17 protein-coding genes and 1 pseudogene are annotated in these 23359 nt (G+C 42.8%); 6 read left to right on the forward strand and 12 right to left on the reverse strand.

Features of this window, described 5'->3' with window-relative positions; genetic code table 11:
* Window positions 1–4 precede the first annotated feature (4 nt).
* A complete protein-coding gene (locus tag B9T34_RS15390) occupies window positions 5–1564 on the reverse strand; it encodes a circularly permuted type 2 ATP-grasp protein (protein ID WP_086214118.1) in 1560 nt (519 codons plus the stop codon).
* A gap of 250 nt (window positions 1565–1814) precedes the next feature.
* Between B9T34_RS15390 and B9T34_RS15395 the strand changes: the two genes are divergently transcribed.
* Both B9T34_RS15395 and B9T34_RS15400 read left to right on the forward strand, forming a co-directional pair.
* Window positions 1815–2819: a helix-turn-helix transcriptional regulator gene (locus tag B9T34_RS15395; RefSeq protein ID WP_086214018.1), complete on the forward strand. Its 1005-nt coding sequence runs from the start codon at window positions 1815–1817 to the stop codon at window positions 2817–2819.
* 479 nt (window positions 2820–3298) lie between these two features.
* Entirely contained in the window at window positions 3299–4969 is a 1671-nt protein-coding gene (locus B9T34_RS15400) for an FMN-binding glutamate synthase family protein (RefSeq protein ID WP_086214019.1), read from the forward strand.
* Window positions 4970–5054: 85 nt separating this feature from the next.
* On the opposite strand, the gene B9T34_RS15405 is transcribed toward B9T34_RS15400, so the two are convergent.
* From B9T34_RS15405 to B9T34_RS15420, 4 genes are read right to left on the reverse strand one after another with little or no spacing between them, the layout of a single operon-like run.
* A complete protein-coding gene (locus tag B9T34_RS15405) occupies window positions 5055–6095 on the reverse strand; it encodes an alpha/beta hydrolase (protein WP_086214020.1) in 1041 nt (346 codons plus the stop codon).
* Window positions 6095–7222 (reverse strand): YdcF family protein, encoded by a 1128-nt coding sequence (locus B9T34_RS15410; RefSeq protein ID WP_086214021.1) that lies wholly within the window; start codon window positions 7220–7222, stop codon window positions 6095–6097. The genes B9T34_RS15405 and B9T34_RS15410 overlap by 1 nt, the downstream gene beginning before the upstream one ends.
* Window positions 7223–7240: 18 nt before the next feature.
* Complete coding sequence (gene murB, locus B9T34_RS15415; RefSeq protein WP_086214022.1) at window positions 7241–8269, reverse strand: UDP-N-acetylmuramate dehydrogenase; 1029 nt, start codon at window positions 8267–8269, stop codon at window positions 7241–7243.
* 10 nt (window positions 8270–8279) lie between these two features.
* Window positions 8280–8798, reverse strand: a complete 519-nt coding sequence (locus B9T34_RS15420; RefSeq protein WP_086214023.1) for a low molecular weight protein-tyrosine-phosphatase — start codon at window positions 8796–8798, stop codon at window positions 8280–8282.
* A 116-nt stretch (window positions 8799–8914) separates the two neighbouring features.
* Between B9T34_RS15420 and B9T34_RS15425 the strand changes: the two genes are divergently transcribed.
* From B9T34_RS15425 to B9T34_RS15435, 3 genes and pseudogenes are all read left to right on the forward strand, one after another.
* Complete coding sequence (locus tag B9T34_RS15425; protein ID WP_086214024.1) at window positions 8915–10075, forward strand: iron-containing alcohol dehydrogenase; 1161 nt, start codon at window positions 8915–8917, stop codon at window positions 10073–10075.
* A 316-nt stretch (window positions 10076–10391) separates the two neighbouring features.
* A pseudogene (locus B9T34_RS15430) lies at window positions 10392–11214 on the forward strand (OmpW/AlkL family protein).
* A 147-nt stretch (window positions 11215–11361) separates the two neighbouring features.
* Complete coding sequence (locus tag B9T34_RS15435; protein WP_086214025.1) at window positions 11362–11811, forward strand: acyl-CoA thioesterase; 450 nt, start codon at window positions 11362–11364, stop codon at window positions 11809–11811.
* On the opposite strand, the gene dnaX is transcribed toward B9T34_RS15435, so the two are convergent.
* The 6 genes from dnaX to B9T34_RS15465 all read right to left on the reverse strand — a co-directional run bounded on the left by dnaX (window position 11804) and on the right by B9T34_RS15465 (window position 19306).
* On the reverse strand, window positions 11804–14023 hold the full coding sequence (gene dnaX / locus B9T34_RS15440) for a DNA polymerase III subunit gamma/tau (protein ID WP_086214026.1): 2220 nt from the start codon (window positions 14021–14023) through the stop codon (window positions 11804–11806). The genes B9T34_RS15435 and dnaX overlap by 8 nt on opposite strands.
* Before the next feature lie 182 nt (window positions 14024–14205).
* Entirely contained in the window at window positions 14206–14835 is a 630-nt protein-coding gene (locus B9T34_RS15445) for a hypothetical protein (protein ID WP_086214027.1), read from the reverse strand.
* Window positions 14836–14975: 140 nt separating this feature from the next.
* Window positions 14976–15422: a copper resistance protein NlpE N-terminal domain-containing protein gene (locus B9T34_RS15450; RefSeq protein ID WP_086214028.1), complete on the reverse strand. Its 447-nt coding sequence runs from the start codon at window positions 15420–15422 to the stop codon at window positions 14976–14978.
* A 106-nt stretch (window positions 15423–15528) separates the two neighbouring features.
* Window positions 15529–16788, reverse strand: coding sequence for a serine hydrolase domain-containing protein (locus B9T34_RS15455; RefSeq protein WP_086214029.1), 1260 nt, complete (start codon window positions 16786–16788; stop codon window positions 15529–15531).
* 79 nt (window positions 16789–16867) lie between these two features.
* Entirely contained in the window at window positions 16868–17719 is an 852-nt protein-coding gene (locus tag B9T34_RS15460; protein WP_086214030.1) for a MaoC family dehydratase, read from the reverse strand.
* A gap of 195 nt (window positions 17720–17914) precedes the next feature.
* Window positions 17915–19306, reverse strand: coding sequence for a 3-oxoacyl-ACP reductase (locus B9T34_RS15465; protein WP_086214031.1), 1392 nt, complete (start codon window positions 19304–19306; stop codon window positions 17915–17917).
* A gap of 240 nt (window positions 19307–19546) precedes the next feature.
* Here B9T34_RS15465 and B9T34_RS15470 point away from each other — a divergent pair, with 240 nt between their 5' ends.
* Entirely contained in the window at window positions 19547–21064 is a 1518-nt protein-coding gene (locus B9T34_RS15470) for an acetyl-CoA C-acetyltransferase (RefSeq protein ID WP_086214032.1), read from the forward strand.
* Between the two features lie 70 nt (window positions 21065–21134).
* Here the strand turns inward: B9T34_RS15470 and B9T34_RS15475 are convergent, their stop codons facing one another.
* On the reverse strand, window positions 21135–23318 hold the full coding sequence (locus B9T34_RS15475; protein WP_086214033.1) for a hypothetical protein: 2184 nt from the start codon (window positions 23316–23318) through the stop codon (window positions 21135–21137).
* Between the last annotated feature and the right edge of the window lie 41 nt (window positions 23319–23359).

The following is a 23359-nucleotide window of genomic DNA, read 5'->3' on the forward strand; positions in this document are numbered from 1 at the left end:
AGTTCTAAGAATGCAGATTGTCGACAATCCAAGTATCCTTAATCCCGCCGCCTTGAGATGAATTCACCACCAATGAGCCTGCCTGCATCGCAACACGGGTCAGGCCGCCAGGCACAATTTCTGTACGGTAAGGCGAACTCAATACAAAAGGGCGCAAATCAATATGGCGTTCCGCTGCGCCAAAATTCGTCAAAGTCGGACAAACCGATAGATCTAAAGTAGGCTGAGCAATATACAAATGTGGTGCTGCCAGTACTTTTTGCTTAAATTCTTCAATTTGCTGTGAAGATGCCTGTGGGCCAATCAGCATGCCGTAACCGCCAGACCCTTGCGCCTCTTTCACTACAAGCTGATCAAGATTGGCAACGACGTAGTCCAAATCTTGCGATTCACGGCATTGATAGGTTGGAACATTTTTTAAAATAGGCTGCTCACCTAAATAAAAACGAATCATCTTATCAACATAAGGATAAATAGATTTGTCGTCTGCGACACCCGTACCCGGTGCATTTGCCAGCACAACATTGTGATTCAAATATGCAGACATTAAGCCTGCAACACCTAATGTACTGTCTGGCTTGAAACACAGCGGGTCTAAAAATGCGTCATCGACACGTCTATAAATTACATCAACCTGCTGCCTTCCTCGGATAGTTTTCACATAAACTTTATCGTTCTCTACAAAAAGGTCACGTGATGTCACCAAAGGCACATCCATTTCCCTTGCTAAAAAAGCATGTTCATAATAAGCGCTATTGAAACGTCCCGGGGTCATTACCACAATAAATGGATTATCACAGTAGGCATTTTCCGCCAGCATTTCTTTTAGGAGCTGCGGATACTGCTCTATACCTAAGATATTGCTTTGTTTACATAAATCCGGCATCAGTTTTTGGCTGATTTTACGGCTCTCCAGCATATACGATACGCCGGATGGTGTTCTTAAATTATCTTCCAGCACATAAAATTCACCTTGTTTGTCACGAATAATGTCAATTCCGCTGATTTGACTATAAATCTTGCCTTTAAGCGCATGCTGATACATATGCGGCTGATACGCTTCGTGCGTTAGCACCTGCAGCTCAGGCACAATGCCAGCTTTTAAAATATCCTGCTGATGATAAATATCATGCAAAAATAAGTTCAACGCTTTTACCCGCTGTGCGCTGCCCGCAGCTACGGTATTCCACTGCTTTTTAGCCATAACCCTTGGAATTAAATCAAATGGAATTGTACGTGCTGTTCCCTGTTCATCGCCATAAACAGTAAAAGTAATCCCTTCATATAAAAAATGCTCTTTGGCCCGCTGATTCAAAGCATTCAGCTCATCTATACTATGCTGTGTAAGCCATTGCTCTATTCGCCCGCATGCCTCTCCTGATACAGCATGATCATCACGCATTTCATTAAAAAAATTGGAATTTAAATGCTCAAACAAAGCATAAGATTTTGCTGCCGCTGTTTCTTTTATCGTTAAATCCACAGCCGCTTTAAGTACCGCTGGATTGCCTGCATACCCGTCTAATGCAGCGTTGGAAGTTGTGTCTTGATTCTCTTTAAGCATACCAACCTCTTCATTGTTATCTATTGTAAGTAGAACAAAGCAATTAATATGCCATGCAGATTGAATTGCGTTTTTCATACTCACATGTTGATTATTAATCCATCAAAAAACCTCAGCCACAAGTGTATTGCTGTATGAACATGTTTCAAAATATAGACGTAATTGACTGTGAAACACTTGCGCTGGAGGTATAGATTTCTTATTGTGTATATCGATTAAATTACAACTTACTCACATTCTTTCAATCATTATGTCCTCACAAGAAAAAGAAACATCCAATAGCCTCTATAGACAGTGGCAAATTCTTTCGCGGCTTTCTACTGGCAAGTGGATGGGCACACGTGAATTACAGGAGATCCTTGTCCGTGAAGGCATCGATATCAGCCTGCGTACAATTCAGCGTGATCTAAATCAGATTTCTCAGCGCTTTCCCATAGAAAGCAGTAAAACTTCGCCTCAAGGCTGGCGCTGGCGTTCGGATGCTCCTATTCAGAGTCTGCCGCATATGACCAGCTCTCAAGCGGTCACCTTTATGATGGTGGAAGAACATTTAAAGCATTTACTGCCGCCCAGCCTGATCGAAGAAATGAATCCTTGGTTTGACTTAGCACGCTACAGTCTTTCCACTCAAAATAATGTCCGTCAATGGATTAACCGTGTCCGCATTGTTCCCGCAACTCAGCCTTTAATACCGCCATTGGTAGAAAAAACGGCTCAGCAAGCAATCTATGAAGGACTGCTTCAAGACAAGCAGCTGGAATGCATCTACCAGGGCCGCGGCCCAAGCAGTGAAGAAAAAACCTATACCCTAAATCCTCTGGCTTTGGTACAAAAAGGTGCAATCATTTATTTGGTTTGTACCCGCTACGATAAAACTGATATTCAAACCTTTGCTTTGCACCGTTTTAAGTCAGCAAATGTCCTAAATTCGCGCGCAATGCACCCGGTTAATTTTGATATTGATGCTTATATCGAATCTGGCGCACTCGGCTTTAGAGTTGATTTTAATAAACCAACCGAGAACATTCATCTAAAATTACTGATGAAGGATCAAGAAGCCTCTTATTTTGAAGAAACCCAACTGAGCAAAGACCAAGTCATCGAAAAGCAGGATGACGGTTTAAGCCTAGTTTCAGCGACTGTACCCTACACCTCTCAATTGGTGTGGTGGCTGCGCAGTTTCGGCAAGCGCATTCAACTGATTGAGCCAGCTGAGGTTTCTGATGCCGTCAAGCAAATCGAAAAAGACTGCTAATGAAAAGACAAAAATAAAGTCCCAATCACGGGACTATATAATTTCTTAAAATATTTTTTGTCATTTTTTTGCTGTGTGCTGAGTTTCATACAATAGCAGCGCCTGTACCCGCCCTGCCATTCGTATACCAAGTTCGGAGATCTTCATAAACATTGCATGCATCGGCAAGCCAATTCTGCACTGTTATAACGAATGGATTTTTTTGTCATCGTTTAACCCTCTTGCTGTGAATGTATTTTTAATCTAAGCCATAAATTCATTGCTGTGAAATCACAAGATTTGCATTCTTTATCTTTTATTATTTTTAGCTGAATAACGAATTAGATTATTCACCGTACTATATTTACTGCCTGTTTTATCTGGGAACCAAATGTCAGGCTTAAAATTGCTGCATTGCAGTAACAAAGTCATGCTTCTGCTTCTTTTTTTATAGTGTCAGATTTATAGTCGAACAATTAACGTTCAGGAAAATTCGAATAATGCCAGAAGCTACTCAAGCCATTCGCCATAAATTGCTGAACACCTTTTTTTCACGGCATTCTATTTGGTTCGCTTGTATTTTTATTACACTGCTGATTACTTCATTTCATATTGGCTACGAACCGCACTATATTCATTATTTTATTTCAGAAACACTGCTTAACAGCATTTGGCTGATTACAGCGTTACTCAGCTTATTGGGGCTGTATGATGTGCTGCAGAATAAACATTCTATTTTAAAAAATTACCCCATCATGGGGCATTTCCGCTTTATTTTCGAAGAATTCCGTCCAGAAATCCGTCAGTATTTTATTGAATCGGATCAGGATGCCCTGCCATTTTCACGCATGCAGCGCAGCTTAGTGTATCAGCGCGCCAAAAATGAAAATGCAGACAAACCTTTTGGCTCTATTATTGATGTGTATCAAGAAGACTACCGCTTCATGACACATTCCATTACGCCTTGCCCGCCTGCCAATACCGATACTTTCCGGATCCGCATAGGCAATGCGCAGTGCAGCCAGCCATACAGCGCATCCATCTTCAATATTTCTGCCATGAGCTTTGGCAGCTTGAGCGCAAATGCCATCCGCGCATTAAATAAGGGCGCAAAACTGGGCAGTTTCTATCACGATACAGGTGAAGGCAGTATCAGCCCCTATCATTTAGAAAATGGCGGCGATATTGTTTGGGAACTGGGCAGCGGGTATTTTGGCTGCCGTACCTTGGATGGCCAATTCGATCCTGTTCGTTTTGCAGAACAAGCCAAGTTGCCGCAAGTAAAAATGATTGAAATTAAAATGTCCCAAGGCGCAAAACCCGGCCATGGCGGGATTTTGCCCAAAAATAAAATTTCTGCAGAAATTGCGCAAATCCGCGGTGTGAGCAGAGAGCATGACTGTGTATCACCATCAAGCCATTCAGCCTTTAAAACACCCATTGAAATGATGCATTTCATTCAGCAGCTGCGAGAACTGTCTTTAGGCAAGCCTGTGGGCTTTAAACTATGCATAGGACAGCCTTGGCAATTTATGAGTATTGTCAAAGCTATGCTGGAGACTAAAATTGCGCCAGATTTTATTGTGGTTGATGGTTCTGAAGGCGGTACAGGCGCAGCGCCAGTAGAACTGATTAACAATATGGGGACACCGCTGCGTGAAGGCCTGCTATTTGTTCATAACACACTGGTTGGCGCAGGTTTGCGGGATCAGATTAAAATCGGCGCCAGCGGCAAAATCATCAGCGCTTTTGATATAGCCAGCACCATGGCGATTGGTGCCGACTGGGTAAATTCAGCGCGCGGCTTTATGTTTGCTGTCGGCTGTATTCAGGCGCAAAGCTGCCACACCAACCAATGCCCAGTTGGGGTCGCCACGCAAGATAAAGACCGCCAAAAAGCCATAGATATCCCAACGAAATCTATGCGTGTATTCAACTTCCACCGTAACACCATGCATGCACTTTCAGAATTGATTGCATCTGCAGGTTTAAAGCATCCGGCTGATATTAAAGCGCATCATTTGGCGCAGCGCGTGAATGATCGGGAAATTAAAAATTACGCCCAGCTGCATTTTTGGCTGAAACCTGAAGAGCTGCTCAGCTGCGAAAATAAAGACGAAGAAAACTTTTATTTCCGCATGTGGAATTTAGCCAATGCCGATAAGTTTTAGCTCAACCTAAACCATTTCAGCATATGACTGAACGCAATTAAAAAAGCAGCTGAGGCTGCTTTTTTATACTACTGAAATTTTGCGCTTAATAATAATCTTTAGCGCTATGTGCATGTAAAAATGCTGGGATTAGCCCAGTAAGCGCAGCTCGAATATCCGCCCGCTCATTGATCAGCTGATGCGAACCCTCTTCCAGCATCAGCAGCGTTTGCAGACGGAATTTACGGCGGATGAATTCAATGTTGTAACGCCAATCCACGGTTTGATCTTGCGCCCCCTGAGCCAGCCATACAGGTATACGGCAAGCTGGACGCTCTTCCATTTCCTGCATCCATTTTGACATCGCTAAAATCCAATCCATACCCATCATGCGTGGCTGCAGTGGATCTTTTAAACGTACAAAACGTAAGAACTCAGGATTATGGTTATTACGTCTAAAATGACGCGGCACTTCACGTTTAATTCTACGAATAATGCCCAAGCCTACAGGATTATGCCACCAAGCTGTTTTAGCTGGACGAATTAATGGCGATAGCAGCAGAACACGGTTTACATATGGATTTTCACGGCGTTCAGCAAATTCCAGCAAATGATGCAGCCAAATAGCGCCGCCAGTACTCTGCCCAATCCCTAGCCAAGGCTGCGGCAATTGATTCGCATGGCGCACATATTGACGAACGGCATGCAAGACTTGCTGGTAGTGGTCAAAATTCTGAATGCTGGCAGACGAACCATTACTTAGCCCATGGCCGGGCAAATCATAAGTCAGTACACTAAAACCCTGCTCTAAAATTTCACGAATAATCGGCTGGTAAATACCGCTGTGCTCTAAATAACCGTGCAGTAAAAAAACCGTGCCTTTGACTTTTTCGTCAGCAGAATCAAACTTAGGCTGAAACACTTGAACATGCAGCTTAAACAAAGGCATATCGATATAGCCTTGCCAATGTTCACAGTTCAAGCTGTCTAAAGCATATAAGCGCCGGTAAGATTGAAGCTCAATGGATGGAGCAAAAGGCTGATTCAAATTCAGCTGTTCCAGCAGCAATGGCGTGGTTTCACGGCTTGGAACAGGCAAATCCAGCTGCTTTAAAATTGTTGGATTTAAAAATGGAATATCAGCCATTAGGGCACCTCTCTGCATTCAGTGCCAAACCACATATCGCGCATGGTCGCCAGCATTTCATAATTCGCGCGCCGGCTATGGTCATAATTTTTTTCGCTCGGACGCCAGCGTGTCAAAGACGAAGGCATCGGCGCTTCGACAGGAATCGTTTCTATGCCGTTTAGGGCAAATAAACGGCGTGTACGCGGCATATGGTAACGGTCAGTGATTAAAATCACGGTTGGCGCACCGCCTTTTTTTTGCAGCAGCAAGGAGCTGAAGCGTGTATTTTCACAAGTATTCATACTGCGGTCTTCTAGCAGCTTGGCATCGACCTCATGCTGCTTGAGCCAGCTTTGCATATACGGCGCTTCTACACCGCTCAGCACAATCGGCAACTGATATTTTTTTTCAACCGCCATCGTCGTTTCTAAGCGCAAACGTGTGTAGTTATTAATGACAATATCTTTGCCATTTGGGTCTAAAGTTAAACCTCCGCCCAAAACCACAATAGCATAGGGTGCCGATTGCGCTTCTTTCTTTTGCTGATTCTGATCATGAATATAGGCAATATCTTTAAAAATTTGCTCATCCACAGGTTCCGAAGCCGCCGCTTCAATCTGATGTGTATTTAAAAAGTCGGTATATTGCGCCATTAATTCTTTATTTTCAGAGCTATCTAACTCTAAAAGCTCTTTCACTTTTTGCGCCGCATTCGGTGTTTCAGAAGCGGCTATTTCTGAAGATGCGTTAACAAGCAAAGGAACAGCCGGCTTTTCTTTTTTGTCCGCGTTCTTTTGCTGATCTTCTTCAATAATGGCCTGCAATGCTTTATAGCGCGCTTGAATCAGCGTTAAATTTTGAGAGTTATTGGATTGAATGGCGTGTTCCATCACCTGCATGTAGGCCTGACGGGCAATCCACATATTAGATCCCGGCTCAAAACTGTCCTGATCACTTAGCGCCGCAAGCTTTTGACTTTTGGCAGCAACCTCATTGACTTCAACTGGAACAAAATAATTCAGCGCTTTAACAATCAGCTGAGAATAAAATGGTGTGTAGATAAAAACCATCAGGCAGGCCAATAGCGTAAACAGCACAGCGGCTATTTGCACTATACGGACCATCCAATGCTTTTTTTTACTCATAATATATCCTGATGTCATTTAATGCGGGCAAATCATTCCAGCCTGATCAAACTGTACAGGTTCTGGCTCTAATGCAATATTAAATTTTGCAAATACATCTTTTTGCACAGCTTGATACGCTGCGCGTACGTGATGCAAATCAGCATCTGCATAGTTGACCAAAACCAAAGCCTGTTTATGGAACATGCCAACCATATCCAATTTTTTGCCTTTCCAGCCCGCTTGATCAATCAGCCAGCCTGCAGCTATTTTAACGTGACCATTGGGCTGTGGATAATGGGGCAAATTTGGAAATAGCAGTGCAATTTGGTCATATTGGCTTTGGCTGATAATTGGATTTTTGAAAAAACTTCCCGCATTCGGAAATTCTTTCGGATCTGGCAATTTGCTTTGGCGGATTTGAATGACTTGATCCTGTAAATTCTTCGCAGTCAAGTTATCGCCTACTGCCATTTTTAAATCGCCATAATTCAGTTTCAAATCTGCTTCTTTCAGTAATTTAAAAGAGACATGCGTAATAATATAACGGTTTGGATCATCTTTAAAAATACTGTGGCGATAGCTGAATTGGCAATCTGCTGCAGCAATATCACTAAATTTATGTTCATAACGGTCATACACATGAACCGTCTGAATAAATTCGCCTGCCTCTACCCCATAAGCGCCAATGTTTTGCACAGGTGATGCGCCAATCAGGCCTGGAATGAGCGCCAGATTTTGCAAGCCATAAAGCCCTTGATCAGTCGTCCACAATACAAAATCATGCCAAATCTGCCCTGCGCCTACACGCAAAGTTGCAGTTTCACGATCTTCGGCAACTGTTTCTATGCCTTGAATATCCATATGCATGACCAATGCATGGATCTGTTCGGGCAACAGCATATTGCTGCCGCCTGATAAAATCAGCAGGTTTAAATTTTGCGCTTTGGCATATTCAACGGCTTTCAGCAGTTCATCTATATCTTGTACTTTTACATAATGGGAAGCTACAGCATTCAGGCTCAGCGTATTAAAAGGTTTAAGCTGTACTTGTGTTTGAATCTTCATAACTTAAACCTTAGTTTTTTGATTGCTGAAATTGCTTTTGGAAGATGCCGATCCAAGCCTGACTGCTGGATTCACATTGATTTAGCACATGTTCAAAGCCATCTTGACCGCCATAATACGGATCTGGCACTTCTTGCTGAGGGTAATTTGAATCATGCTGGCTCATTAAGGACACGGCCGCGCGGATTTGCGATGCGCCAAATTCTTGCTGCGCTTGACGCATCAGCTGCTGAATATTGTCCAGATTTTCATAATCCATCGCTAGAATTAAATCAAATTCGACGAAGTCACGAGTGAGCAGCTGACGGGCACGCAAGGATGATAAATCATAGCCGCGTTTTTTTGCATGCAGCTGACTGCGGCTGTCAGGCGCTTTATTTGGATGATAATTGCTGGTTCCGGCAGAATCGATCATCACATTGAGGTTTGCTGCATCACAATAATGTCTGAGTACAATCTCCGCTGTTGGAGAACGGCAAATATTGCCTAAACACACACATAACACCTTATATGGCGTTTTGGATGACATAACAACCTCAATGTACTTTTATTTCAAGCATCTTATGTTAAGTTATTTAGCAAATGAATCCTATATCAAGACTCAAGAATAATGTTCATTTAGGTATAAAAATTAAGGATAAACGTATGAGTAATTTTCAGTTTCAGACCGTCAGCAACATTATTTCAGGACTTGGTTCAATTATTGAACTGAAAGCCTTACTCAATGAATTTAGTCCCAAGCGCGTATTGCTGGTCACCGATCCTGGCATGATTCAGCATCAGCTGCATTTACCTATTTTGGAAATTCTAGAATCTCATCAGCAGGACTATGCTGTTTATTCCAATGTTCAGGCCGACCCCGCTGAACATATTGTTTTAGATGCCGTGCAATTTGCAAAAGATGAAAAAGCAGATTTGGTCCTAGGCTTTGGCGGCGGCAGTTCTTTAGATGTGGCGAAAATCATCGCCATTTTGGCTCATCCTGAACAGAGTCAGAAAATTCAAGATATTTACGGTATTGGCAATGCCAAACGCCCTCGTTTGCCGCTGATCCTTGTGCCAACCACTGCAGGAACAGGTTCAGAAGTTACGCCTATTTCCATTGTGACTACAGGTGAAACAACCAAAACTGGCATTGTTTCGCCTGTGCTGTATGCCGATGCTGCAATTTTAGATGCAAATTTTACCAAAGACCTTCCAGCTCAAATTACAGCGGCGATAGGCATTGATGCCATGGTGCATGCGATAGAAGCCTATACGTCAAAAATAAAGAAAAATCCTTATGCAGATATGCTGGCTAAACAAGCCTTACGCTTATTAAATAAAAATTTACCGCTGGTGCTTAAAGATGGTCACGATTTGCAAGCCCGCCAAAATATGCTGGTTGGCTCTATGCTGGCTGGCCAAGCCTTTGCCAATGCGCCTGTCGGTGCAGTGCATGCCTTAGCTTACCCGCTTGGCGGACACTTTCATTTATCGCATGGGCATACCAATGCTTTGGTTTTAACAGAGGTCATGAAATTTAATGCTCCAGCGGCCAAACAGCATTATGCAGAGCTGATGCAATGGATTGACCCATACAGTACGGGATGTACAGATGGACTGTGCGATTTATTCATTGACCATATGCAGAATCATCTGGACAGCAGCGGTTTAACTTTAAAGCTGAGTCAGCTGCACGTACCAAAAAATGCGCTGGAACAGCTGGCAGATGACGCAATGTTGCAAACCCGTTTACTGCAAAACAACCCACGCACTCTGGCAAAAGCCGATGCGCTGAACATTTATTCATCGATCTATGAATGATGTAACAAGCCAATATAGTATGATATTAATCAAACAGCCTACCAAACAAGGCTGCTTTTCAAACAAATAGCCTTGTTTTCTTTTATTGATAAAAAACAAATGATTAAACAACTATCTAAAGCAAAATTTTTCTAAATCATTATTAAGTAAATTAAATGATTCAATCACTTTCATCACACTGAGTCTTTACAATGTAATTTTTCTTTATTCACTGAATATTTTATGTGAAAAATCACCTAGACTGATTTTAAAGGTTCTCAAAAAAAGAAAACGAGAACCTTAAATATGGAATCTAAAAATAATCAGGGAGCATATTATGAAAAAAATCTTAACAGCAGTTTTGCCTTTATCTGTACTCTGCGCTATGCCAATTGCGCATGCCGCAACCTCTGACGGCAAAACATGGGGCGTATCTGCAGGCTGGCTGCATGTGTGATGCCGCAAGGTAAAAACAGGGAATTTCAGGAAATACAACAGCTCAAACGCCGATATTGGGCGCACAGCAAGCATCATCACCCAATGCTGGATTTGAAGTTCAGGATGCATACACGGCTGGCTTAATGCTGGATTATTTCGTTAATGACAATGTTTCACTAGAATTAGTCTTAGGCGCTCCTCCTGAAATGGAGCTCTCTGGCAAAGGCGATATTTCTCTGCCAATTGTTGGAACAGTCGCTAAACTCGATCAATTCGAAAAAATTGCAACCACGGATGCTTATACCCCAACCGTAACCGCACGCTATCATTTTGGTTCCGTTGAAAACCGTGTTCGCCCCTATTTAGGCGGCGGTGTCATGTATGCCCACTTCAGTAATGTCGAAGCAGATCCAGCCGTTAATGCCGAACTGCAAAGCCGCAATCCGCTTGTAGGCAATTTGCTTAAGCCCGAACTAGGAAAGATTAAAGTGGATGACGCATTTGCGCCAGTCGTCCTTGCTGGTGTTGATGTCAACATTAACAAAGACTGGTTTGCCACTGCTTCTGTCAGCTATGCGCATCTATCTACCACAGCAAAATTAAATGTTATTGGTAACACTGGTCTTACACCCGCAGCGCCAAGAGGAACTGTCTTAGAAGGCCGCAGTAAAATTGAGATCAACCCGGTTGTCACCTATTTAGGCATTGGCTACCGTTTCTGAGTCTCCCTTTCAGCTGTTACTCCTTAAAAGTCATTCAGTTTATTTGAATGGCTTTTTTTTATTATTTTTAAGACAATTTTTATTCACTATTGAATGGCCTGCTAAAATTCAGTACAACAGAATGCACAATTATTTGCAGTTAAAACAATGAAACTTCCCGCAAAACAAAGACAGCACTTTAAATTTATATTCCCTATTCAAACCCGCTGGTCAGACAACGACATGTATGGCCATGTCAATAATGTCATGTACTACAGTTATTTTGATACTGCGGCCAATGCACTGCTGATTCAAAAAGCGGGATTTCATTTGCAGGATTCACCAATCATCGGCTTAGTGGTCAATTCTTCCTGCAATTTTATGCAGGAACTCAGTTACCCAGAAATAATCGAAGTGGGCGTCAGCATTGCTAAAATAGGCAATTCATCTTTAAGCTATGATTTGGCGATTTTTAAACAAGGACAGAATAACGCAGCCGCGCAAGGAAGCTTTGTACATGTATTTGTGAACCGCCAAACACGAAAAAGCACCCCGATTCCTAACGAAATGCGGGATGCTTTAAGCGATTACTTAACTAGAGACGAAACTGTTATTTAAGCTGAATATTATCCAGCTTGCCTTCAAATGCATTCAGTAAAGACTTCACTACAGGCTCATTATGCAGCAGCTCAGATGCCCGGTTAAATGCGCGGCCTTTACGTTCATGCTGCAATGCATAAGGCGTCAGCTGCTCTAATTCTTCATACACCACATCAAAACGTGTTGATGGCCACTGTGTATGCAGCGCCTGCTCCAGCAAGTGCTGCATTTGCGTCAATAAACGCTCATATTGCTTAGGAATATGAAAGGTTGACGCGCCATCAATATCACCGCTCATTAAGCCATGCTGTGCAAGCTCTTGCAGCGCTGGCGACAGTTCACTGCTTCTGAACCAATACTCCCACTTATCAACCGTCCACTCACCTTCTAGAATTTGCGGCTGCAGTTTGAGAATGTCTTGCGGCATTAAATTTGCAGGCGCTGATTCATTTGATGCTGCAGCCGCTTGCTCTACTGACTGCACTTGTGACGCAGTTGGTACAGAAGCAGCTGGTGCTGTGCTCTCAGCTAAAAGATCATTTACGATTGCTTGCTCAGCCAGTACTTGCGTATTTGCTTTCTGCGCTGGCTCAGCCGATTCAGTCACTTGCAGGACCATATCATCGAGCGGCGCAATAGCTTCAAAAACTGATTGATCAGCATCTGATTGTTTATCTGCAGGCTGATCTTTCTCAACGGCATCCATACCAAACAATGCATCATCACTATTGGCATCAAATACAATTTGGTCTGCCGATGGCGTAGCTTGTCCGCTTACAGCTTCCTGTTCCGCTTCAGAACTATCTTCTTCTGGCTCATCCAGAAAATCATCTGAAGATGGTTCATCTGCCGTGATGTGACGCGGTGTGTCATCAAATTCATCTTCATCCGCATAATAGCCGTCATCAATCTCAGAGATAGATGCTGCAGGCATTTCCTGTGAAATTAATGGCGCTTCAGCAGTTTGCGGCGCTGGTGATTGTGATGAATCTGCATTCACAGGCTGTTGCAGCATTACAGATGTAACTGCTTCTACAGCATTTTGCTGTGCTGTAGTTTGAATTGGAGCCGCTGATTGAGCATTATTCTGCTCAAGTTGCTGTGGCTGCACTGCATTTGGCGCAGAAACTAAACGCTCATTCGGCTGCATTGGACGGAATGCCAGCAAACGCAGCACGCACATTTCAAAGCCTTGTTCTTGCGTCACTGAAATTTGCAGATCCGCACGGCCCTTGCAAGCAATCTGGTAATACAGCTGCAAATCTTGCGCAGAAACCATTTGCGACAGCTGCATAATCTTGGCGTTAATTTCAGAACTGTATTTTAGGCTTAAGTTTGGCAAATACTGCAGCATCGCTAATTCATGCAACGTCGAAATCAGCTGATCCAGCACCAAAGACACATCCAGCGCCTGCTGTCTAAATTGCAGCAGCAGCTCACTAATGCGCTCTTTTTGATTTTGATGAATGGCCGCAATCAAGTCGTAAATAATAGTGCGGTCAATCAGACCCAACATTTCTTTGACATCTTGGTGATGTACTTCGCCTTGACCATAGGCAATGGCCTGATCCGTTAAAGACAATGCATCACGCAACGAGCCTTGTGCAGATTCCGCAATTTGCCAAATAGCATCTTGATCGGACTGAATGCTTTCTTTATTTAAAATATTGCCCAAATGCTCGGTAATTTCATCTACCGCCAATGGGCGCAAAGTAAATTGCAAGCAGCGGGAAATCACGGTAATTGGCAGCTTTTGTGGGTCGGTCGTTGCAAACAGGAACTTCACATGTTCTGGCGGTTCTTCCAATGTCTTAAGCAAGGCATTGAAAGAGTGCGTAGATAACATGTGCACTTCATCGATCAAGTAAACTTTAAAACGGCCTTGCGTAGGTGCATATGGGACGTTATCTAAAAGTTCACGCGTGTCTTCTACTTTGGTGCGTGACGCCGCATCGATCTCAATTAAATCGATAAAGCGCCCTTCATTCACAGCTTTACAGGTGGCACAGACTTCGCACGGTGTAGAGGTTACACCTGTTTCACAGTTCAAGCACTTCGCCAAAATACGCGCAATAGTCGTTTTCCCGACACCGCGAGTACCCGTAAACAAATAGGCATGGTGCAGGCGCCCGCGTTCCAGCGCGCTGGTTAAGGCACGGGAGACATGGTTTTGACCAACCAATTCATTAAAGTTGCGGGGACGGTATTTTCGCGCAAGTACTTGATACATGTATGCTCCTTTTCACATGCATAAGGATACTGTTTTTTTGGCTAAGAGTGAATGAAGATCTCAGTCTGTGGAAGTAATTCGATCGATTTCTTCAAATTTAACCACTTTAATGTTGGAATTGTTTTTTAACATTCTGATTTGACTGTTTTACGAACTGTAAGATAAGTTTATTAAGAAATAATTTATTCACTGACGAATTGCATTTTTGAAATTCTTTCCGACACCGTTCCCTCATCCGTACCTATTTGTATTCCAATACCTCTTATCTTAGAACCAGTTTGAGTAAATTCTTGGGTTACATAATGGTCCAATTTACTTTTATGAAATTTTGTACTTGGCCCCCAAAACTCACCAAGCCCCTGCCAAAAGCTATCACCTTGTGCAAATTCAATTGAATAATTACCAATTGGCAACATAGTTTTTTCAATGCTTTGTCTTGGAACTTGCACAATCGCCATAATTGCATTGTTCAATTTATTTCTAACAATAAAAACAGCATCTTTATTGTTAGATGCTTTCAATTGCACTGGCCCTAAAACTGAACCATCATCTGAATAACGGAGCATTACTTTCGCGACAAAAGGTTGAGCGTTTTTGTTCAATTCTGTCTCATGTCTTTCATCATCTTTTTCTATATTTTCTAAAGCATTTGGCTGATCGTTATTTTCAACAGATGAATATGATTTTTCTAATGCAACAGAATGGTTAACATTTTTATCAGCGAAAAGAAAATACAAACTTCCGACAATTACTGCCGCAATAATAAAACCAGAAAATTGCGAACCTATTTTTTTATTTCTATTAAAATTCACTATATGCTCAGCTTTTTAATTAACTACTGTTTTATCAATACCTTATTAGCTACAAGAAAGCAACTCCCATCATATTTATACTTTCGTTAAAAGCCATAAGTGATCAAGCATATAGTGAAGTTTCCAAATCTGTTCTAAGCTTAACTAAGCTCTAATAAAAAATCATCCTGTACGGCATAAGGCTGCGCTGTTTGATCCATACGAATTTCCAGCAGTTGATTTTCCAAGTCCACAAAAATCATGTTGCGGGTTTTGACATTCAATAATTCCAGCTGAGTTTCATCCGCATCTTTAAACTTAAACTGCCCTTTCAATACTTCTACTTCATTATGACCGCTTAAACTTTCACGGTGCAATTCAAAAGATTGATCAGCGTTCAGGACTAAATCGACCGCCATGCCTGGACAGTCTTCGCAGCGAGATGAACAGCCCATACAAGGCGTGGTGCCGCTGTATGAACCTGCCCACAGCGGTTTTTGCATTTCCTGTTCAAGTGCCGCTTTGTCTTTGGCTTGTGACTGATTCGCATCCTGACAGCCGAATAATGCGCCCGTGGCTATTAACGGAATCAAAATCACTTTTTTCATAACACTCTTTTCCTGAATATCGCGGCATTCAAAATTCAGGCGCTAAAATAACATAAATGAATGCAAAATTTGTGAACGGTTACTTCAATTCAGCACACACAATGCATTAAAACCAGCCTTTTTTACCTTTTAAAATTTTATCCGCACTGCGCAGCGCCTCTTGTGTGAGCGCCCATAAACGATAGTCTCCTGTCAAAGAACCTGTAGGGAAATTATGCGTATAAGCAAAACTCAACTGCCGCTCAGGATCACACCATGCACCTGAACCATTAAAACCGATATGCCCAAAGCCTTGAGACGATTTACCCAAACTCAAAACACGGTGATAGCCTAAACGCCAATGCATCGGAATAGGCATTATTCGGTCACGCTTCCGGCTTTGCACTTCACTTAATTTGGCAAAGGTTGCTGGATTAATTAACTGTTGTCCACCCCAAACACCGCGGTTCGCCAGCATCGCATAAACCTTGGCAAGACTTTGAGCAGTAAATGCGCCATTGGCAGCAGGTATAACTGCTTGTATGCCTTCATCACTAAAAAAGCTGAATTTTCTCATTCCCTTGGGAATCATCGCATCCTGAAAATCTTGAGGATTTTGCCCGCTCAGCTGTATCAGTTTGTCTATAGGCGATGCTCTACGTGTAGCAGGCTGCTTTTTTTCATCAGAAGCTTCTTCAGCTTTCTTCGGTTTTGGCAATGGACGTGCGACACGGTATAGCTGCTCATTAGGCACGCCAAAATAAGCGCCGTCCAGCTCGAGCGGTTCAATCAAATATTTTTGCATTAACTGTGACAAGCGCTGACCTGATGCTTTTTCCAATACACCGCCCACCAGCCAGCCAAAAGTTAAGGGCTGATACGCCAGATCCTCCCCAAAGCTGAACCTTGGCTTCGCTTGAGCCATCACTTCCAGCATGTGCTGCCAATCTGCCATTTCAGTAGCTTCTGCAATATTGTTACGGACATCATATAAACCGCTTTGATGGCTCAGAATATGGCGCAATGTCATTTGCGCTTTGCCATTTTGTGCAAATTCAGGCCAATAATGCGCAATCGGCAAGTCATAGTCAACAATTCCCTGACTCACCAAAATATGTGCTAATGTTGCTAATACGCCTTTACCTGTCGAATAACAAATGGAAAGTGTATCGGCCTGCCACGGCTCAGCAGCAGACTTTTGCCCAGTATAAATATCGATGACTTTATGACCTTGGAAATATACTGCGAGCGCCGCGCCGCCATAAGCCGTGCGCGCATCCTGAAGTTGACTGAACAGTTGCGCCAAATCGATAAAACGTTCATCTACAAAGCCCTGATAATGTGCTTTATCGGCTGAAAAGAACTGTTTGATTTGACGGATATCCATGTCCTGAACCTCAATATTTCTTGTATTTATCTATTAAAAAAAAGCCTAAATCATGGCTGATTTAGGCTTCTTATTTACGTTACAGTGCTTTGACTGTACCTGTTACATGCGGCTTTTGATTTTTCGCATTTCGGATTAAAAACTCAGTTTCATTTCCTTCTGCTGTCATAAACTCAACTGTAGATGGCAGATACATCGGCAGCTTGAACCAAACGTCCGCCTCATAAGCATCAGCCAATGTCAGGCTTGCTAAAGCTCTCGCCTTACTCCACATACCATGCGCAATCGCTTGCTTAAAGCCAAATGCTTTTGCTGTTACAGCATGAATATGAATTAAATTAAAATCACCAGAAGTCATCGCATAGCGGCGGCCTGTATTCTCAGATACATCCCAAGTCGCAGACAATGTATATTCAGGTGTTTTAGTTTCTGCTGGTTTTGCACCCGCACCGCCTGATGTTTTCTGGCGCGCTAAATAGGTTGTCAAAGCCTCTACAACCACTTCATTGCCCACTTTTGCCGTGGTAATAAAGTCAAACTGCACACCTTTGTCATGCGGCTTCAAATCGCCAAAATTGCACGACAAGGTCAGTTTTTCATTTACACCTACTTTACGCAGCTGTTTCACTTGGTTTCGTATATGCACCAAACCTAATATCGCAAATGGAAATGCTTCCGTTGTCATCATATGCATTTGCAGGCTTTGAGACAGCACGGCTAAATAAATAGCAGGAATGTAGCCATTATTTTTAAAGCCACACACTTCATTATAAGCTTTGAGATGTTTTGCATCGACCTGAAATGAATCCACCACATATTCAACTTGCGGCAGAACTTTCTCACCTTTTGGCTTTTTAAAGATTAAGCCTTGGATGACTTTAGGGTAAGCCAAATAAGGTTTCGGCAGCTGACTAAAATGGCGAGTATTCATACTGAACCTTTGGAAGTTATCGTTATAAAGTTCCCTCTCCTTTAAGGAGCGGGTTAGGGAGAGGTATATACAGAATTAATATCCAATTTGTAAATTCATCCCAGTCATCTCTCAAAGAGCAGAATAAGATAAGGGAAGATTAATTAACATCTCCCTCTCCTAAATCCTCTCCCCAAGGGAGAGGACTTTAAGGTATTAAGCCCCTAACAGGCTCTGACCGCAAACACGCACAACATTGCCATTTAAACCTGTAGATGCAGTCGATGCAAACATCGCAATCGTTTCTGCAACATCTACAGGCAAACCGCCTTGGCTCATAGAGTTCATACGGCGGCCCGCTTCACGGATTGCAAATGGAATGGCGGCTGTCATTTGCGTTTCAATAAAGCCAGGAGCAACAGCATTAATGGTTACACCATTTTTCAATAATGGCGCAGTAAATTTCACAACTCCAATAACACCAGCTTTAGAAGCAGCATAGTTGGTTTGACCCAAGTTGCCCGCAATACCTGAAATTGACGATACACACACAATACGGCCATTCGCATTAAAGCCATCATTGCTAAGCAAGTAATCGTTTACACGCTCAATCGCAGATAGGTTAATGTTAATCACCAAATCCCAAAGCTCTGGCTTCATATTAGCCAAAGTTTTGTCACGGGTAATACCCGCGTTGTGTACGATGATGTCTAAACCGCCCTGCGCTGCCGCTGCATCTTTAATTTTTTGACCTGCATCTGCAGCTGTAATATCAATAGCCAAAGTAGAACCGCCAATCTCACTTGCAACGCGGTCAAGGTCAGCTTGTTGCTGCGGAACGTCTAAGCAAATCACATGCGCGCCATCACGTGACAATACATGTGCAATTGCTTCACCAATACCGCGGCTCGCACCTGTAACTACCGCTGTTTTGCCTGCAAGGGGTTTTGCCCAATCGACATCTACTGCATCTGCTTTAGATACGCGAATCACTTGACCCGATACATAAGCAGAACGTGGAGAAACAGCAAAACGAAGTGCAGACTCAAGGTTTGCTTCAGCGCCCGCATCTACATAAATTAAGTTGGCAGCGATGCCTTTTTTAAATTCTTTACCCACAGATTTTACAAAGCCTTCCAGCGCACGCTGAGCAATGGCTTGTTTTACTGTAGGTGCTGTTTCTGGTGTTGTACCTACAACCACTACACGGCCTGCTGCTTGAATTTGACGCGCAATTGGATTAAAGAATGCATACAGCTCATGCAGCTGTTCAGAGCTTTCAATCCCAGAAGCATCAAAAATAACGACTTTAAATTTAGACTCTTTGTCGCCTTCATTAAAAGCGCCAAGATTTAGACCTGCTTTTGCAGCAACTTGCTGTAATTCTGCGTTGTTACCTGCATAGCCATTTGCATGAATATTTGCCAGAACTTGTGCAATAGAAGCAGATAATGGGCTGTTTGAAGCAGCACCAACTAGAACTGCACCTTTGACCACAGGAGCAGCAGACTCAAAACGCTCTAGGAAAGTCGGTGCAGGCAAACCTAAATTTTTGATGACAAATTTACCAATTGGAGATTTTGCGAATGCTTGGTATTGGTCAGTCATGTTTGTATCTCTCGAATAAATTAATTTTTTGATGGCTTTGAAGATATCCTTTAAACTTCAATATGATGTCATTAACTTATATTTCAATAGTTCCATCAGTCTGTTCAGAATAATACTTGAGTTAAAGTTCTGATGTCTTGACCTGAAAGCATTCTGCAATGTCATTCTAGTCAATTCAGCCCCTCTTTGAATATGTTAATGTACAGCTCAGGAATCCTTTTACATGCTTGGAAAAGCCTTATGAGCAAAACAACTCAAGAAAATCCGGCAGTCGAAAATTCTGCTGAAGCGGCTGTGTCAAAACTATCAAAAACTGCTGCGCCACGCACTGCAAAAAAGACAGCGTCAGCAGCTAAACCTGCTCGTCCACGTGCAGCTTCTGCGCGAACTAGCAAAAGCACAGCTTCGACATCTGCAGCATCAACAAATACAGCTTCAAAACAAACAACTCAAACTTCTGTTCAACAGGATAAAACCATGAGCCAAAACACTGTTCGCCGCGTTGCTATTATTGGCGGTAACCGCATTCCATTCGCCCGCTCTAATGGCGCTTATTTTACTGCATCAAATACAGACATGTTTACTGCAGCATTAAATGGTTTGGTCGAACGCTTTAACCTGCAAGGCCAGCGTTTGGGCGAAGTTGTGGCTGGTGCCGTGCTTAAGCATAGCCGTGACTTTAACATGACTCGTGAGTGTGTATTAAACACAGAACTTGCTCCTGAAACACCTGCTTACGATATTCAGCAAGCTTGCGGTACTGGCTTACAGGCAGCATTCCTTGTTGCCAACAAAATTGCACTTGGTCAAATTGATGTTGGCGTAGCTGGCGGTGTAGATACAACTTCTGATGCGCCAATTGCTTTTGGTGATGGTTTACGTAAAGCGTTGCTTGAGTTGAACATTGCAAAAACAGGTAAAGACCGTTTAAAAGCTTTAACAAAAATTAATGTAAAAGATTTAATGGATGCGCCTAAAAATGGCGAGCCGCGCACTGGCTTATCTATGGGTGACCATCAAGCAATTACTGCGCTTGAATGGGGTATTCCACGTGAAGCGCAGGATGAACTTGCTGCAACTTCACATCAAAAAATGGCTAAGGCATATGACGCAGGTTTCTTCGATGACCTTATCACACCATTCTTAGGTTTAGACCGTGACAATAACTTGCGTCCAGATTCATCTGTAGAAAAATTGGCGAAGTTAAAGCCTGTATTTGGTAAAGGCGACGGCCGCACAATGACTGCGGGTAACTCGACTCCACTAACTGATGGTGCTTCATGCGTGCTTCTTGCTTCTGAAGAATGGGCTAAAGCCAATGGTCACGAAGTTCTTGCTTACCTAACTTTCCAAGAAACTGCAGCTGTAGATTTTGTTGAGAAAAAAGAAGGCTTGTTAATGGCGCCTGCTTATGCAGTTCCGCGTATGCTTGACCGTGCAGGCATTAAGCTTCAAGACTTCGATTACTATGAAATTCATGAAGCTTTTGCATCTCAAGTATTGTCTACGCTAAAAGCGTGGGAAGATCCAAAATTCTGTAAAGAGCGTTTAGGTTTAGATGCGCCATTGGGCTCAATTGACCGTACTAAACTGAATGTGAATGGCTCTTCATTGGCTGCGGGTCACCCATTTGCTGCCACTGGCGGACGTATTTTAGCGACTGCTGCCAAACTGATTAACCAAAAAGGTTCAGGCCGTGTATTAATCTCAATCTGTGCCGCTGGCGGTCAAGGCGTAACTGCAATTGTAGAAAAATAATTTTCTCGCGTTATACAACTAAAAAAAGCACCTCAATTGAGGTGCTTTTTTTATGCTTAAATACTAAAACTTATTTCGGCAATGGATTATTTTTAAAGTATTCGTCCACTTTATTCCAAGGTGTTTTAGAAGCAACACCATTCAAGATATTATCCCTAATGTCTCCACACAACTCATCATTCGAACGCGTATGGAAACTGTTCAAATTCGGATCCATATACGGCAATGAACCTGGCTGACGCTGGAAATAGAAATTCAGATTATCCATCATTGCTTCAAAGCCCCAGCCTTCCATCGCCCATGCGCTGCTATGATTGCCCCAATGATGCCCAAATTCATGTGCAACAATTCGATAGCCTGATTGTCTGTAATGGCCGTAGTAAATCCATCCATCTACACCGAGTACCTGACCGCCGCCTAGCCCGCCACCCATGTTCGTTACACCTAGGCTAATCTGGCCACGGTTGAAAATCTCGTTGTAAACACGGGTATAGTCTGCAGCTTTAAAGAAGCCATTTGTGCCTTCAACTTTACCTGCGTTGCCAAAAAAGTCATGTCCCATGGCCGCTTTATGGTTAAACCACAGTGTTTCAAACTCCGGCGTACTTAACAGATAGGCAAAGTTAGTCATCATGATGACCCATTCACGCGCATACAACGGTGTAATACGGCACCACTTAGAATCACTTTCAGGATTGTACGTACCAAAGGTCAGCTTCCACTTCGCTTTGATCGTATTCAGCTTCTGTACATGCGTATCTGAATCTGACGTGATTTTCACTTCTTCGAAGAGTTCAACAGGCACTTCACTAAAATTGCTTAGGCCTTCAATACGGGCCGAACCAATTTTATTGATCAAATTAAATCCGGCATTTTTATCAATGGTCAAATTGAGTTTGCTGGTAGAAAATGGCGTCAAACGATCCAGTGTGGCAATTTCAACCCATTGGTCACTTTGGCGCAGCTTGCCTACAATTTTTAAATTATTAACTTCTGCAGCACTGTAGCTTTGCAAACTGATACCGTTGCCGGTAAAGGAAGCCGATAATATTTTATTGACAGGGATATTGCGCAAAGTGGTATTGGTTAATGTTGCCCAGCTTTCGCCGTCTTGCAGCATGCGGGTTTGTTCAGTCGCTTTCGACTCGAGCAAGCCAGTTGACGCGACTGGTGTATCTGAGATTACTTGCTTAATTTTACGCAGCGGCAATGCAATAATTTTTTGATTGGACAGTGTATAAATAACATCGCCATATACCGTTAAATCTAAAGACTTAGGCAAAGTTTGAGCATTCTGTCCAGCCAAACGGTACTGCTGTACAGTATCTATTGCACTGCTTGGCAATGCCGTAGTGAAATTGGTTAGATTATTTTTTGAATAACTTAATATCTTGCCGTTCGGCTGCGCTGCATAGAGTAAGTTGTCCGTTGCGCTGTGTACAACTGTCGATACTGAATTTTGCGTTTTATCTGGCTGAATCAGCGTAGATTCATTGAGCGCTTCTGTAATGGCTTTAATATTATAGACATGGGTATGTCCGTTTGCAGTGCTTGCATAGAGCTGATCGCCAATGATTTCTAAGCGAGGTACACAGCCTGCTCCACAGCTTGGCAATGCAAGGCGGCTAAACTTTCTTAACGAAGCACTGGCTTTGCCATTAACAGTTTCTTGAGTCCATACATTTATACGGTTTAAGTTATCTGCGACAAAAACATATTGATCATTTGCGATGATTGCGCTTGGATTCGTCATTGCAAAGAATGGCTGACCGCCGCCAGTAGACCCTGTACCTACCGACCAGAAATAAACCGGTGCTGTTCCTGAAATATCAAAAATATCCGCGCGGTGACTGCCGGATGAAGACACATAGAGGCGATTGCCAGCGATGTATAAATCGCTGATATCTGTCCATGTTTTTCCTGTATTGCCAAAAGCGCTTGCTGCGGAAATTGAACTCAGCACTTTCTTATTTTTTAAATCATAACGCAGAATTTCTACTGTCGGCTGATTGTTTGCGATATATAAAATATCGCCGCTGCGCTGGATTGCTGTTGGATTCCATGATTCTAAAGAGAATGCCGCGGCATTTAACTCTGACGCAACATCAGCTAAACGTATGCCTGTCGCTAAAGTAATTTGGCCTTCATTCTGTGTAGATTCTGCTGGATTAGCAGATTGTCCAGATTCGCCGCCACCACCACCACACCCCGTCATTACCAATGCAACGACTACAGCTAATGCACGTAATTTCATCTGACCACCGCTAAAAAAATAAAATATAAATAATCAATATC

Source organism: Acinetobacter sp. ANC 3813, assembly GCF_002135435.1.
Classification (GTDB): Bacteria; Pseudomonadota; Gammaproteobacteria; order Pseudomonadales; family Moraxellaceae; genus Acinetobacter.

Excerpts from the sequence above, each read along its gene's own strand:
- B9T34_RS15390 (WP_086214118.1), bottom strand. The coding sequence starts at position 1,564 with ATGCTTAAAGAGAATCAAGACACAACTTCCAACGCTGCATTAGACGGG.
- B9T34_RS15395 (WP_086214018.1), top strand. The coding sequence starts at position 1,815 with ATGTCCTCACAAGAAAAAGAAACATCCAATAGCCTCTATAGACAGTGG.
- B9T34_RS15400 (WP_086214019.1), top strand. The coding sequence starts at position 3,299 with ATGCCAGAAGCTACTCAAGCCATTCGCCATAAATTGCTGAACACCTTT.
- B9T34_RS15405 (WP_086214020.1), bottom strand. The coding sequence starts at position 6,095 with ATGGCTGATATTCCATTTTTAAATCCAACAATTTTAAAGCAGCTGGAT.
- B9T34_RS15410 (WP_086214021.1), bottom strand. The coding sequence starts at position 7,222 with ATGAGTAAAAAAAAGCATTGGATGGTCCGTATAGTGCAAATAGCCGCT.
- murB (WP_086214022.1), bottom strand. The coding sequence starts at position 8,269 with ATGAAGATTCAAACACAAGTACAGCTTAAACCTTTTAATACGCTGAGC.
- B9T34_RS15420 (WP_086214023.1), bottom strand. The coding sequence starts at position 8,798 with ATGTCATCCAAAACGCCATATAAGGTGTTATGTGTGTGTTTAGGCAAT.
- B9T34_RS15425 (WP_086214024.1), top strand. The coding sequence starts at position 8,915 with ATGAGTAATTTTCAGTTTCAGACCGTCAGCAACATTATTTCAGGACTT.
- B9T34_RS15435 (WP_086214025.1), top strand. The coding sequence starts at position 11,362 with ATGAAACTTCCCGCAAAACAAAGACAGCACTTTAAATTTATATTCCCT.
- dnaX (WP_086214026.1), bottom strand. The coding sequence starts at position 14,023 with ATGTATCAAGTACTTGCGCGAAAATACCGTCCCCGCAACTTTAATGAA.
- B9T34_RS15450 (WP_086214028.1), bottom strand. The coding sequence starts at position 15,422 with ATGAAAAAAGTGATTTTGATTCCGTTAATAGCCACGGGCGCATTATTC.
- B9T34_RS15455 (WP_086214029.1), bottom strand. The coding sequence starts at position 16,788 with ATGGATATCCGTCAAATCAAACAGTTCTTTTCAGCCGATAAAGCACAT.
- B9T34_RS15460 (WP_086214030.1), bottom strand. The coding sequence starts at position 17,719 with ATGAATACTCGCCATTTTAGTCAGCTGCCGAAACCTTATTTGGCTTAC.
- B9T34_RS15465 (WP_086214031.1), bottom strand. The coding sequence starts at position 19,306 with ATGACTGACCAATACCAAGCATTCGCAAAATCTCCAATTGGTAAATTT.
- B9T34_RS15470 (WP_086214032.1), top strand. The coding sequence starts at position 19,547 with ATGAGCAAAACAACTCAAGAAAATCCGGCAGTCGAAAATTCTGCTGAA.
- B9T34_RS15475 (WP_086214033.1), bottom strand. The coding sequence starts at position 23,318 with ATGAAATTACGTGCATTAGCTGTAGTCGTTGCATTGGTAATGACGGGG.